The organism is Micromonospora aurantiaca ATCC 27029 (assembly GCF_000145235.1).
GTDB classification, from domain to species: domain Bacteria; phylum Actinomycetota; class Actinomycetes; order Mycobacteriales; family Micromonosporaceae; genus Micromonospora; species Micromonospora aurantiaca.
On sequence record NC_014391.1, the window covers coordinates 3,560,400 to 3,572,847 of the forward strand.

At 73.6% G+C, this 12,448-nt stretch carries 12 protein-coding genes; 5 read left to right on the forward strand and 7 right to left on the reverse strand.

Going from position 1 to position 12,448, the window contains the following annotated elements:
- Positions 1 to 99 precede the first annotated feature (99 nt).
- Positions 100 to 1,296, reverse strand: a complete 1,197-nt coding sequence (locus MICAU_RS15650) for an ROK family transcriptional regulator (protein WP_013286300.1) — start codon at positions 1,294 to 1,296, stop codon at positions 100 to 102.
- A 48-nt stretch (positions 1,297 to 1,344) separates the two neighbouring features.
- Positions 1,345 to 3,708: a TIM-barrel domain-containing protein gene (locus MICAU_RS15655; protein ID WP_013286301.1), complete on the reverse strand. Its 2,364-nt coding sequence runs from the start codon at positions 3,706 to 3,708 to the stop codon at positions 1,345 to 1,347.
- 115 nt (positions 3,709 to 3,823) lie between these two features.
- Here MICAU_RS15655 and MICAU_RS15660 point away from each other — a divergent pair, with 115 nt between their 5' ends.
- Positions 3,824 to 5,824 carry a beta-galactosidase gene (locus tag MICAU_RS15660; RefSeq protein ID WP_013286302.1) on the forward strand — a complete coding sequence of 667 codons (2,001 nt, stop codon included), beginning with the start codon at positions 3,824 to 3,826 and terminating at the stop codon, positions 5,822 to 5,824.
- A 49-nt stretch (positions 5,825 to 5,873) separates the two neighbouring features.
- Here the strand turns inward: MICAU_RS15660 and MICAU_RS15665 are convergent, their stop codons facing one another.
- Positions 5,874 to 6,524: a LysE family translocator gene (locus tag MICAU_RS15665; RefSeq protein WP_013286303.1), complete on the reverse strand. Its 651-nt coding sequence runs from the start codon at positions 6,522 to 6,524 to the stop codon at positions 5,874 to 5,876.
- 128 nt (positions 6,525 to 6,652) lie between these two features.
- Between MICAU_RS15665 and MICAU_RS15670 the strand changes: the two genes are divergently transcribed.
- Positions 6,653 to 7,189 (forward strand): GNAT family N-acetyltransferase, encoded by a 537-nt coding sequence (locus MICAU_RS15670; protein ID WP_013286304.1) that lies wholly within the window; start codon positions 6,653 to 6,655, stop codon positions 7,187 to 7,189.
- A 19-nt stretch (positions 7,190 to 7,208) separates the two neighbouring features.
- Here the strand turns inward: MICAU_RS15670 and MICAU_RS15675 are convergent, their stop codons facing one another.
- Positions 7,209 to 7,595 (reverse strand): YkvA family protein, encoded by a 387-nt coding sequence (locus tag MICAU_RS15675; protein WP_013286305.1) that lies wholly within the window; start codon positions 7,593 to 7,595, stop codon positions 7,209 to 7,211.
- Between the two features lie 129 nt (positions 7,596 to 7,724).
- Here MICAU_RS15675 and MICAU_RS15680 point away from each other — a divergent pair, with 129 nt between their 5' ends.
- The gene (locus MICAU_RS15680) at positions 7,725 to 8,195 is read left to right on the forward strand and encodes a DnaJ family domain-containing protein (RefSeq protein ID WP_013286306.1); all 471 of its coding nucleotides are present in this window, start codon (positions 7,725 to 7,727) and stop codon (positions 8,193 to 8,195) included.
- Positions 8,196 to 8,201: 6 nt separating this feature from the next.
- Here the strand turns inward: MICAU_RS15680 and MICAU_RS15685 are convergent, their stop codons facing one another.
- Positions 8,202 to 8,768 carry a maleylpyruvate isomerase N-terminal domain-containing protein gene (locus MICAU_RS15685; RefSeq protein ID WP_013286307.1) on the reverse strand — a complete coding sequence of 189 codons (567 nt, stop codon included), beginning with the start codon at positions 8,766 to 8,768 and terminating at the stop codon, positions 8,202 to 8,204.
- Positions 8,765 to 9,541, reverse strand: a complete 777-nt coding sequence (locus MICAU_RS15690) for a class I SAM-dependent methyltransferase (RefSeq protein WP_013286308.1) — start codon at positions 9,539 to 9,541, stop codon at positions 8,765 to 8,767. The genes MICAU_RS15685 and MICAU_RS15690 overlap by 4 nt, the downstream gene beginning before the upstream one ends.
- A gap of 234 nt (positions 9,542 to 9,775) precedes the next feature.
- Here MICAU_RS15690 and MICAU_RS15695 point away from each other — a divergent pair, with 234 nt between their 5' ends.
- Both MICAU_RS15695 and MICAU_RS15700 read left to right on the forward strand, forming a co-directional pair.
- Positions 9,776 to 10,735, forward strand: coding sequence for a TerC family protein (locus tag MICAU_RS15695; protein ID WP_013286309.1), 960 nt, complete (start codon positions 9,776 to 9,778; stop codon positions 10,733 to 10,735).
- A gap of 55 nt (positions 10,736 to 10,790) precedes the next feature.
- Positions 10,791 to 11,648 carry an MBL fold metallo-hydrolase gene (locus tag MICAU_RS15700; protein ID WP_013286310.1) on the forward strand — a complete coding sequence of 286 codons (858 nt, stop codon included), beginning with the start codon at positions 10,791 to 10,793 and terminating at the stop codon, positions 11,646 to 11,648.
- A 32-nt stretch (positions 11,649 to 11,680) separates the two neighbouring features.
- Here the strand turns inward: MICAU_RS15700 and MICAU_RS15705 are convergent, their stop codons facing one another.
- A complete protein-coding gene (locus tag MICAU_RS15705; RefSeq protein WP_235437659.1) occupies positions 11,681 to 12,403 on the reverse strand; it encodes a hypothetical protein in 723 nt (240 codons plus the stop codon).
- Between the last annotated feature and the right edge of the window lie 45 nt (positions 12,404 to 12,448).

Here is a 12,448-nt window from a genome sequence, read left to right on the forward strand (position 1 = left end):
CTTCGACAACCGCCGAAAAACACGCCGCTTCGCAGGTTGCCCGGTCCCGGAACGCGGCGCTACCGAGGTTGACACCTCCCGGCGGGTGCGGTCAAGGGGTCATCCGGCGGGCAGGCGTCCTGCCTCCACTGTGGCCATTGCGGCGGTGGCCCCGCCCAGCGCGCCGGCCGCGGACCCGAGCGTGCTGGCCTCCAGCCGCACGCCGGGTGGGACCGGTGTGCGGGCGGCGAGTTCGGCGTGGGCGGCCGGCAGCAGCCACGGCGCGAGCGCCGCCAGGTGACCGCCGACCACCACCACCTCCGGGTCGAGTAGCCCGGACAGCACCGACACGGCCTGCCCGAGCAGCCGGCCCATCTCGGTGAGCCCGGTCCGTACCGGCTCGTCCCCGGCGCGGGCCAGGGCCTGGATCCGTTCGATCTCCGGCAGGTGGTCGGTGACCGGCCCGGCGTCTGGTAGCAGCCGGCGGATCACCGCGTCCACGCCGAGCAGCGCGGTGAGGCAGCCGCGCCGCCCGCAGTCGCAGGCCGGGCCGTCAGCGGCCAGCGGCAGGTGCCCGACGTCCCCGGCGAAGCCCCGGCCGCCGCGCAGCAGCCGGCCGCCGCTGATCAGGCCCGCGCCGATCGCCGGGCCGCCGGTGAGGTGCACCAGATCGGTGGTGGCGGCGTACGGGCCGTGCCGCCGCTCGGCCAGCACGGCGAGGTTGGCCTCGGTGTCGACGGCGACGGGGAAACCCGGGTCGCGTAGCGCGCGGCGCACCGACGCCGCAAGCGGCACGCCGCGCCAGCCCAGCGCCGGGGCGGCCGGCACGTCGCCGTCGGGATCCACCAGCCCTGGTACGGCAACGGTCAGGCCGAGCACGGTGCGGTCGGCGCCGATCCGGGTGACGGCGCGCCGGACCAGCGCGGCGAGCGCCTTCACCGTCTCCTCGGGACCGGCGGTGGCGGCGGGGAACGCCCGTCGCCAGGTGAGCACCGGGTCGCCGCCCGGTCCGGCGGCGACCGCCACCAGTTCGTCCGCGCCGACGCGCAGGCCGAGCCCGACGTAGCGGGAGCCGTCGAGCACGAGCATGGTGGCCGGGCGGCCCACCCGGTTCTCGGTCAGCCCGGTCTCCCGCAGCAGGCCGTGCTCGATCAGCTCGGCGACCAGGCTGGAGACGGTGGCCTTGTTCAGCCCGGTGTGCGCGGCCACGTCGGCCCGGGAGCAGGGGGCATGCCGGCGGACGTGCCGGAGCACAGCGGCCCGGTTGGTCACCCGCACGTCGCCGAGGTCGGCCGTCGGCCGGTCGATGCTGATCACGTACTGCCCGCCTCCTGCGCCCGGCCCCGAGTTCGGCTACAGCTTAAACTAAATGGGCGAGATTCCGGCCGGCCGGTCTCCGCCGCCGAACCACGGCGCGAACGGCGTCACCGGGACCGGCTCGCCGTCGAGCACCACCCGGCGCGGCGGATCCTCACCGACCACGCTGACCCGCCGTACGTCCAGCGGCCCGTCCACGCGTACACGCAGCGTGTCCCCGTCGCGCACGGCGGTGATCGTGGTGTCGCCGTCGGGGTCGTGCACCATGCTCACGCCGTCCACGCCGCCCCATGCCACCAGCGTGACGTCCCGGAACGCGCCGGTCCCGACCGTCGCCGCGGGCGTCACCGTGGGGATCAGCGCGCCGTGCCGCACGTACAGCGGCAGCCGATCGAGCGGCACGCTCACCCGCAGGTGCCGGCTGCCGGGGTGCCGCTGCCCCGTGTACGCGTCGAGCCAGTCGTCGCCCGCCGGCAGGTAGACGGCACGCTCGCCGGACGGGTCGAGCACCGGCGCCACCAGCAGGTCGGGGCCGAGGCGGTACTGGAGGTCGGCGGTCCAGGCGGCCGGGTCGTCAGGGGTGTCGACGAGCAGCGCCCGCAGCATCGGGCCGCCGGTGCGGGCGCTCGCCACCGCCACCGACCAGAGGTACGGCAGCAGCCGGTAGCGCAGCCGCAGCGCGTCCACCGCGTGCCGTTCCGCCTCGGGCGGGAACTCCCACGGCAGGCGGCTGGTGGTGCCGTGCAGCCGTACCAGCGGGGAGAGCGCGCCGAACTGGGTCCAGCGCACGTACAGGTCCGGTTCGGGGGTGCCGTGGAAACCGCCGGTGTCGTGGCTCCAGAACGGCACGCCCGACAGCCCGTGGGACAGGCCGCCACGCAGCGTGCTGGCCATGCCGGGCCAGGTGGCGTTGACGTCGCCGCTCCACTGGGCGCTGTGCCGCTGCCCGCCCAGGTACGACGAGCGCGCCCACACCGTGCGGTGCCCTGCGACCTCCTCGGTGACGTCGGCGACCGCGTCGTTGAACAGCAGCGCGTACACGTTGTGCAGTTCCACGCCGGTCATGCCGTTGTGCGCGACGGCGTCCGCAGGCACGCCCTCGGCGAAGTCGGTCTTGAACGCCGCGACGCCCTGCGCCAGCAGCGGCCGCAGCAGGCCCTGGAACCAGCGCACCGCCGCGGGGTTCGTGAGGTCCACGATGGCGCACTCCGGGTAGCTGCCGTGCCAGGTGTCGGCGACGTACGTGCCGCCGTCGGGGCGGCGCAGGAAGTACCCGGCGGCCTCGGCCTCGGCGTAGAGCGGGCTGCCGGTCATCAGGTACGGGTTCATCCACAGGCACACCCGGAAGCCCTGCTCGGTGAGGTCCTTGAGCATGCCGTCCGGGTCCGGGAAGGCGTCGGCGTCCCAGCGCAGGTCCGACCAGTGCCCGGCGACCTGCCAGTAGCAGTCGAGGTGCAGCACGTCGCAGGGGATGTCCCGCTCGCGGATGCGCCGGGCCCGTTCCAGCACGCGCTGCTGGCTGTCCGGGAAGAAGCCCGACGAGATCCAGGCGCCGAACGCCCATCTCGGCGGCAGGTACGGCCGTCCGGTCAGCGTGTCGAGCCGGTCGAGTACCCGCTCCGGGGTGGGTCCGGCCAGCACGTAGTAGTCGAGCAGGTCGTCCGGGACGAGGATCTGCACGCTGCTGTGGGTGCTCGCGCACACGTCGAACTGCACCGGCAGTCCGCTGTCGACGAGGACGCCGTAGCCGCGGTCGGACAGGTAGAACGGCACGTTCTTGTGCGAGCGGTCGGACTCGCCGCCGAACGCGTCGAAGTTCCACATCAGCGGTCGCTGGCCGCGCTTGTCCAGCGGCGTGAACTTCTCGCCGAAGCCGACGAACCGTTCGTCGCCGGGTGCGACGAAGCTCTCGTGCCAGGCCACCGGCTCCCCGTCGACTGTGGAGCGGCCGAGCGGCAGCGTGCGGCGGCGACCGCTGATGTCCCGGGTGCCGCCGTCGGCGGCCAGCAGCAGCCGACCGTCGGGGGTGAGGAAGCGCAACCCCCACGGGTCCAGGCGCACCTCGGCGACCACGCCACCGGCACCCACCCGGACGCGCCCGTCGGTGACAGTCACCGTGGCCGGGTGCGGCTGCGGGTGGACCAGCGTCAGTGCCCGTGCGGACCGGCTGCGGACCGAGAGGTCGTCGGCGAGGCGTACCCGGATGATCCCGTCCCCGGCGGCCTCGACGCGCGCGGCGAGCGTGCGGCCGGACGCGCAGGTCGCGGTGAGCGTGACCCCCTGCGCGTCGGTCGCGGCGACCTCGGCCCGCAGCACGTCGTCGGCGCCCTCCTCGCCGGGGGCGCGGACCGGCAGGTCGGGCGGGTCGGCCACGAACGTCTCGTACGGGACCAGCGGCGGGCGGTACGGCATGGGCGTCTCCTCGCGGCGTCCACGGGCGGTCCCGCCAGTTTCTTTGGAAGCCCAACTAACTGTCAATGATCGACGGCATTGACTTTCCGTCTCACCTGTTCCTATTTTGGCCGGGATGCCAACTAAAGCGCTGTGGGACGACGGCCGGCTCTGCTACGGCGGCGACTGGAACCCGGAGCAGTGGCCGCCCGACGTGTGGCGCGAGGACGTCGCCCTGATGCGCGCCGCCGGGGTCAACCTCGTCACCGTCGGCGTGTTCGCCTGGTCCCGGCTGGAACCCGAACCCGGCCGCTACACACTCGACTGGCTCGACGACGTGCTGGACCTGCTGCACACCGGCGGCATCCGGGCCGCCCTGGCCACCCCCACCGCGTCGCCGCCACCCTGGTTCTCGCTGCGCCACCCGGACGCCCTGCCGCTCACCGCCGACGGCGTTCGCCTGCACCACGGCAGCCGGGACACCTACTGCGCCGCCGCGCCCGCGTACCGGGACGCCGCCCGCGGCATCGCCGAGGTGCTCGCCGCCCGCTACGCACACCACCCGGCGCTCGCGCTGTGGCACGTGCACAACGAGTACGGCACCACCTGCCACTGCCCGCACGCCGAGACGGCGTTCCGCCACTGGCTCACCACCCGGTACGGCGACCTCGACGCGCTGAACGACGCCTGGGTCACCAGCTTCTGGAGCCAGCACTACTCCGACTGGGCGCAGGTCGGCACCCCCCGCGCCACCCAGTACCTCGCCAACCCCGGCCAGCTGCTCGACTTCCGCCGCTTCTGGTCCGACACCTTGCTGTCCGCGTACACCGAGCAACGGGACCTGCTGCGCGCGGCGAACCCGGCGGTGCCTGTCACCACCAACTACGTGCTCGGCGACTGGGTGCCGGTCGACCACGCCCGCTGGGCGCGCGAGGTCGACCTGGTCGCGATCGACCACTACCCGTCCGCCACCGACCTGGGCGCGGAGGAGCAGACCGCGTTCGCCGCCGACCTGGCCCGCGGCTGGGCCCGCCACGGCGCCGGACGGCCGGTGCCGTGGCTGCTGATGGAGAGCGCGCCCAACCAGATCCACACCGCCGGGCGCATGCACACCAAGGAACCCGGCCGGATGATCCGGCACAGCCTCGCCCACATCGCGCGCGGCTCCGCCGGGGTGATGTTCTTCCAGTGGCGCGCACCGGCCGGCGGCGCGGAACGCTTCCACTCCGCCGTCGTCTCGCACGCCGGGCCGGACACCCGCGTGTTCCGCGAGGCCGCCGACCTGGGCGCCGCGCTGGGCCGGCTCGCCGGGGCCGCGCCGGGCCGCGTCCAGGCGGCGGTGGCCATCGCGTACGACGCGGCGAGCGGCTGGGCGCTGCGGCACCCGGGAATGCCCCGCGACGGACTCGACCACCCCGGCGAGGCGGCCGCCGTGCACCGGGCGCTGTGGCACGCGGGCGTCACCGCCGACGTGGTGCCGCCCGGCGCCCCGCTCGACGGCGCCCGGCTGCTCGTGCTCCCCGCCCTCTATCTGGCCTCGGACGCCACAGTCGACTGGGTACGCCGGCACGTCCACGACGGCGGGCACCTGCTGGTGACCTGGCTCAGCGGCGTCGCCGACGAGCACGCCCGGGTACGCCTCGGCGGCTACCCGGGCGCGTACCGGGATCTGCTCGGCGTGCGGGTGGAGGAGTTCCACCCCCTCGCCGACGACGAACACGTGCCGCTGACCGGCGGCGGGACCGGCCGGATCTGGTCGGAGACGGTGCACCCGGCCGGCGCGGAGACGGTCAGCGCGTACGCCGGGGGAGTGCCGGCGGGCCGTCCCGCGATCACCCGGAACCGGGTCGGCGACGCGTACGCCTGGTACGTCTCCACCCGCCCCGACGACGACACGTACCGGCGGCTGCTCACCGAGGCGGCCCGGCTCGCCGGTGTGGCCCCGGCCTGCCCCGGCGCGCCCGAGGGTGTGGAGGCGGTACGCCGCCACGACGGCCTGCTCTATCTGCTCAACCACACCGACCGGCCGCAGCGGGTGCCGGCTGCCGGGTTCGAACTGCTCACCGGCGCGGCTGTCGACGGCGAGTTGACGGTGGCGCCGGGCGCCGTGGCGGTGGTACGCGAGAAGACCCCGTGACGCGGCTCTGGCGGCGGGACGTCCTCGGGCGCTGAGGTGCGTACCCGGGTCAGGGGGTGGCGACGGCGGCGCGGGAGCGGTCGGCGGCGATCCGCACCGCGAGCGCCGCCAGCACCGTGCCCATCACCCACCGCTGCACGCGCGCCCAGCCCGGCCGTCGGGTCAGGAACGCCGACACCGAACCGGCGCTCAGCACGATGAGCGCGTTCACGGTCAGCGCCACGACGATCTGGGTCAGGCCGAGCAGCAGACTCTGCACCGCCACGTGCCCGCGCGCCGGGTCGACGAACTGCGGCAGCAGCGACACGTACAGGATGGCGATCTTCGGGTTGAGCAGGTTGGTGACCAGGCCCATGGTGAACAGGCGCCGGGGCCGGTCCGGCGGCAGCGGCGCCGGGGTGAACGCCGACGCGCCACCGGGGCGCAGCGTCCGCCAGGCCAGCCACAGCAGGTAAGCCGCGCCGGCCAGCTTCACCGCCGTGTACAGCGGCGGGACCAGCACGAACACGGTGGCGATACCGGCCACCGCGGCGGCCAGGTAGACCAGGAAGCCGACGGCCACGCCGAGCAGCGACACCAGCCCGGCCCGCCGCCCCTGCGTCACCGACCGGGACACCAGGTAGACCATGTTCGGCCCGGGCGTGAGCACCAGACCGAGCGCCACAAGGGCGATTCCCAGGACCGCGCCGACAGTGACCACGTCGCCTCCCCGTTGCCGACCGTGAACCGGACCCTACGCCGGTTGCCGCCGTCCGCGGGTGCCCGTGGGGCGCTGGTGGGGTGTTGCGCGGGTCACGTGATCGGGTCGAGGGCGGTGATACTTGCCGCATGTCGATCGTGCTGTCCGCGCCGGCCACCCCGACCGCACCCGCCCTGTTGCTGCGCCCGTGGCGCGACGGCGACGCCGGCGCGCTGATCGAGGCGTACCGGGATCCGGTGCTGCGCGCCTGGACCAGGCATCCGGTGACCGGTCCGGCGCAGGCGCAGGTGTTCCTGCGTCGCAGCCACCAGGGCTGGGCCGCAGGGCACCGGTTCATGTTCGCGGTGCTGGAGGAGGACCGGGTGGCGGCCTGCGTGGTGCTCAAGGACGTCCGCCCGGGACGCCCGTCCGCCGAGATCGGCTACTGGACGGCGGCGCCGGCACGCGGGCGGGGCGTCGCGCCACGGGCGGTGGAGGCGGTCACCGCGTGGGCGTTCGCCCGGTTCGCCGCCACCGGCCTGACCCGCCTGGAGCTGCTGCACCAGGTCGACAACCCGGCCTCCTGCCGGGTGGCGGAGAAGAGCGGGTACGTCTTCGCCGAGGTGCTGCCGGCCCGCCCGCCGTTCCCCCGGGACGGCCACCGGCACGTCCGCCACCTGCCCTGACACCGGCCCGCCGCTGCTCTCACGGGCCGAGCAGGCGCAGCAGCAGCCGCGGCTCGCCCGGCCACGCGTCGAGCAGCACCTGCCGGGGCACCTGCCGGGCGGCGTAGCGCAACGCGAGCGCCACCACCACGATGTCGTCCAGCGGGCCGATCACCGGCAGGAACTCCGGGATCAGGTCGATCGGGCTGGCCACCCAGATTCCGGCGACCACGATCGCGACGCGGGCACGGCGGGGCACCCGCGGATCGCGGCGAAGCCGTCGTACCGCTGTCACGCAGTCGGGCACGAACGCGGCCAGATCGCGCAGGATCCCCGGCGGCAGGCGCCGGGCCAGCAGTACCAGGACCGCCCAGCTCACAATCAGGCAGGCCGCCGCCACCGCGAGTCCGATGAGCCAGTCGCGCACGCCGCCACCCCTTTCCCCGGGGGCACGCTACGCCGCAGTCCTGCCCGGCGCCCGGGAACAGCCCGGCCCCGCGCGACGCTGACCCTTGTCGGACGGCGGCGGATACCGTGGGTACGGGAGGTGACGGCGGTGACGACAGACTGGGAGGCCGCGGTCGAGGCGCAGATCCGCTCGGCCCAGGAGCGCGGCGAGTTCGACAACCTGCCGGGCGCCGGCAAGCCCATCCCGGGGCGTGACATGCCCTACGACGAGGGCTGGTGGATCCGCAGCTTCATGGAGCGCGAGCAGATCCCGTCCGACCTGCTGCTGCCCACCCCGCTCCAGTTGCGCCGCCGCATCGAACAGCTCCCGGCCGAGCTGCGCGACCTGCCCACCGAGGAGGCCGTCCGGTCGTACGTGGCGGCGCTCAACACCGAGGTGGTGGCCTGGCTGCGTACCCCGACCGGGCCACGCGTGGTGGTCCGCCCGGTGAACGTCGACGAGGCGGTGCGCCGCTGGCGCGCCGATCGGGAACGCGCCGCGCCGGGCGTCACGGCACCGGAGCCGCAGCGTGCCGCCTCGGCCCGCCCGCGCCGTCGCTGGCGCTGGTGGCGTCGCTGAGAGCGCTCAGGGAAGCGCCGCCTGCCAGGTCCACGCGGTACGCCGCGGCCGGTCGCCGAGCGGCGCGCGGCCGGTCAGCCACAGCAGCACCGGCACCGGGTCGCCGCCCGGCGCGTCGGGGAACAACCGGCGCACCACCCGGGCACACGACTCGGCGGGTGGCGACCAGTCCAGGCCGAGCCCTCGGGTCAGGTCGTGCGTGTGCAGCAGGATCTCGGCCACGCCCATCGCGGCGAACCCGCCCGGATCGCAGGGGCCGAAGTGCCACGCCCGGTCGCCCGGGCTCGCCGCGTCGATGGTGGCGGCGAGCATCCCGGCCGCGGCCGCCGCGACAGTGAGCACCTCGGCGGGCGCGGCGTCGGCGCGTACCCGCAGGTCGAACGGGAGGTAGCCACCGTCGGGCCGGCCGGACACCTGACCGGCGTACGCGGCCAGGTCGTGCGCGACGTGCGCCGCGGTGGTCCAGCAGGACCAGTCCAGGTCGCGCGCGCGTACCGTCCAGTCGCGGTCGACGGCGGGCCGCAGCACGGCGGTCATCGCGGCGGCGGCGGACCGGACATCCGCGCCGTTCACCTGCGCCACACCCGCAGTACGCAGGTGAGCATCGGGAGCGTGAACTCCCCGTCGGCCGTCTCCGGCCGGCTCGCCAGGTAGGCGCGGATGCGGTCGAGCGTCTCCGTACGTTCCCGTTCCGGCATGACCAGCATCCCGGCCCGGGTGGCGAGCGTCGCCACGAGCGAGTCGGCGGTACGGCGCTGCCCGTGCGGGAACTCCGCCTGCTCGGGCGAGCCGAACCGGGCCTCGCCCGTCTTCGGCAGGTGCATGGTCGCCGTCGCGGCGCGCCAGCTCGCGGGCGTGTCCCGGGGGCCGATGGCGGCGCTTCCGCTGACCGCCGCGAGCCCGGCGACCCAGTCGACCCGGTCGTCCACGACGTTCCACAGTCCGGCCAGGACTCCGCCGGGCGCGAGGACCCGGGCGATCTCCGGCCCGGCCACGGCCATGTCGAACCAGTGCATGGCGTTGCCGGCAACGACGGCGTCGACGGAGGAGTCCGGCAGGGGGATCGCCTCGGCGCTGCCGGCGAGCGCACGTACGTCCGGCAGTGTGCGGCGGAGTTCGGCGAGCATCGCCGGGTCCGGCTCCACGGCCGTGACGTCGTCGCTCACCTCGGCCAGGGTGGCGGTGAGCTTGCCGGTGCCCGCGCCGAGGTCGAGCACCCGCACGCCGGGCGCGGGTTCGAGGGCCCATCGCAGGGCGGCGTGCGCATAGTCCGGGCGGTGTTCGGCGTACGCGGTGGCCGCCGCGCCGAACGACGACGAGTGCCGGCGTCGTACGTCTTCGTCCATCCGGTCACCCTATCGACGGCCGGCTCCCCCTTGACGCACGAACTGTGCTTCGTGAATAATCAATCGTAGTTCGAGGGGGAGTACCCGACGATCCACGCACCGCCGTCAGTACGGGCCCGGCCCATCCGGATCCCGGCGGTGCAGCCACCGCTACGGGTGGCCCGGGGAGACCTTCGTCCAGCAGCGCCGGAACACCTCGGGTGTGCCGGCCCCGGGCGAAAGGTCCCCTTCGTCATGTCCGTGTCCTGGTGGATCTGGGCCGTACTGATGCTGGCGATCGCGGCGATGCTCGCCGTCGATCTGTTCCTGCACCGCGACAACCACGTCATCGGCTTCCGTGAGGCAGCGGTCTGGTCCGGCATCTGGATCGCCGCCGGCCTGCTCTTCGGTGTCGTCCTCTGGGCCTGGCAGGGCGGTGACGTGGCCGGCACCTACTACGCCGGCTACCTGATCGAGAAGGCGCTGTCGATCGACAACGTCTTCGTCTTCGCGCTGATCTTCACCTACTTCGCCGTGCCGGCCGCGTTCCAGCACAAGGTGCTGTTCTGGGGTGTCATCGGCGCCCTGGTCTTCCGGCTGGTCTTCATCTTCGTCGGCGCCGAGCTGCTCGAGACGTTCTTCTGGACCGCGTACGTGTTCGGCGCGTTCCTCGTCTACACCGGATACAAGATGGCGTTCCGCCACGACGAGCAGACCCCGCCGGACCGCAACCCCGTCGTCCGGCTGGTCCGCAAGGTCATGCCGACCGACCCGGCCTATCACCGCGACAGGTTCTTCACCCGGGTCGACGGCAAGCGGGTGGCGACTCTGCTGTTCGTGGTCCTGATCGCGGTCGAGGCCACCGATCTGATCTTCGCCGTCGACAGTGTCGCCGCGATCCTGGCCATCACCACCAGCACGTTCATCGTCTGGACCGCCAACGCCTTCGCCATCCTCGGCCTGCGCAGCCTCTACTTCTGCCTCGCGGGGCTGCTGCGCCGCTTCGTGCACCTGCACTACGGCCTGGCCGTCCTGCTCGCCTTCGCGGGCGTCAAGTTGATCCTCTCGGAGACGCCGGTCGGCAAGCTGCCCATCCCGGTCACCCTCGGCGTGATCGTGGTGACGATCGCGGTGTCGATCGGGTGGAGCCTGCGCAGCACCCGGGGCGCCGGGGCGCTCGACGGCGCCGACTCCCCGGCGAGTTCGGCGCGCTGATCCTCCGCCTCCGCGGTACCGCCGCTGGAGCCCATGGGCGCACTACCATCTGCGCATGGGCTCCAGCGGGGCGTCTGTCGAAGCCGTCTTCTTCGGCACCACGACCGTCTACCTGTCCGACGGGACGTCCGGCATCCTGATCGACGGCTTCCTGAGCAGGCCCTCACTGCTCCGCGTCGCACTGGGCCGCGTCGCCCCCGACCTCGGGCGGATCACCCGCGCTCTCTCCCGAGCCGGCGTCACCCTTCTCGACGCCCTCTTCGTCTCCCACTCCCACTACGACCACGCCATGGATGCCCCCGAGGTCGTCAAGCATCTCGGGGGACGGCTGTTCGGCTCCGCGTCGACTCTCAACATGGGACGCGGCGCGGGTCTCGCCGAGGAGTCGATGACGTGCATCGCGGACGGCGACGAGCACAGGATCGGCGCGTTCACCGTGCGCGTGCTCGCCGGCGTCCACAGCCCGGACAACAGGTTTCCGGGCACGATCGAGGAGCCGCTGGTCCCGCCGGTACGGGCGAGCAGTTACCGCGACGGCGGGTGCTTGTCCTTCCTCATCACCCACCCCGGCGGCTCACTGCTGATCCATCCGAGTGCCAACTTCGTGCCGGGCAAGTTCGACGGACTCGACGTCGACGTCCTCTACCTCGCGATCGGCGCCCTGGGGGTTCAGCCGCAGCGGTTCCAGAGCGACTACTGGCGGCACGTGGTGGAAGCGACGCGGCCCGGCCTCATCGTGCCGATCCACTGGGACAACTTCTTCGTGTCGCTGGACCGCAGGCTGCGCCCGCTGCCGGCAATCTTCGACAGGTTCGCCGTGACGAAGGCGTTCCTCGACCGTAAGAGTGAGGAGACCCGGATCCCCGTGCGGTTCCCCGAGCCCTTCGAGGTGATCAGGCCGTTCGCGAGGTAGGGCGCGCGGCCGTTGTGCTCACCGGCGGGGCGTCAGCGGAACCGGTCGACCGTGACGGGAACCATCCCCTGCCGGCGCACCTGCGTCGTCAGACCGTGCAGCAGCACACCGGCCGCTTCGTCGCGTTCCCCGAGAAGGTCGCAGGTCACGTCCAGTGCCCAGGCGGCACCTGCGGCGACCCGGCGCAGATCCCAGCGGAAGGCGTCGCCGGAGACCTGACGGCGTACCGCGCCCAGGATGCGCGTCTCGGGATCCGCCGGGTCGCCGGTGATCGGCATCTGCCAGGCCTCGCTGAGTGCCGCGAGACCGTCCGGGCTCAACTCGCCGGCGAACAGGATCCGGTAGACGCGCGTCTCGCGGAACCCTGGCCGGGGCCCGGAGTCGTTCAACCGCAAGGGGGACGGCGGCGGAGCCGGAGGGGTGCCGAAGCACTCCCGCAGCGCGCCTTCGTCCGGCAGATCCTCACCGCAGAGGTCCCGATAGAGCGCCGCCGCCGCGGACCGGCCGACGGGCGTCACCCGCTTGCGCAACGCGGCGTCCACGCGTAGGCGCCGGCTGGTGGCCGACGCCTCGTGCCAGCGGCCCTCGGAACGAGTCCAGCCACCGCTCACCAGCCCGGCGGAGGAGTGGTCCGCCGCGAGCAGGAACTCCTCGACCAACAGCCCTTCCGGCACGCCGACACCGTCGTACACCACGTAGTAGTGCAGCGCGGGAGGCAAGCCGGCCATCTGTCGCGCGAGGGAAGTCTTCGTCACACGTGGATTGTCGAGCAGTGCGGGAGCTGCCACCGTCCGGCTCGC

Excerpts from the sequence above, each read along its gene's own strand:
- MICAU_RS15655 (WP_013286301.1), bottom strand. The coding sequence starts at position 3,708 with ATGCCGTACCGCCCGCCGCTGGTCCCGTACGAGACGTTCGTGGCCGAC.
- MICAU_RS15660 (WP_013286302.1), top strand. The coding sequence starts at position 3,824 with ATGCCAACTAAAGCGCTGTGGGACGACGGCCGGCTCTGCTACGGCGGC.
- MICAU_RS15670 (WP_013286304.1), top strand. The coding sequence starts at position 6,653 with ATGTCGATCGTGCTGTCCGCGCCGGCCACCCCGACCGCACCCGCCCTG.
- MICAU_RS15690 (WP_013286308.1), bottom strand. The coding sequence starts at position 9,541 with ATGGACGAAGACGTACGACGCCGGCACTCGTCGTCGTTCGGCGCGGCG.
- MICAU_RS15695 (WP_013286309.1), top strand. The coding sequence starts at position 9,776 with ATGTCCGTGTCCTGGTGGATCTGGGCCGTACTGATGCTGGCGATCGCG.
- MICAU_RS15700 (WP_013286310.1), top strand. The coding sequence starts at position 10,791 with ATGGGCTCCAGCGGGGCGTCTGTCGAAGCCGTCTTCTTCGGCACCACG.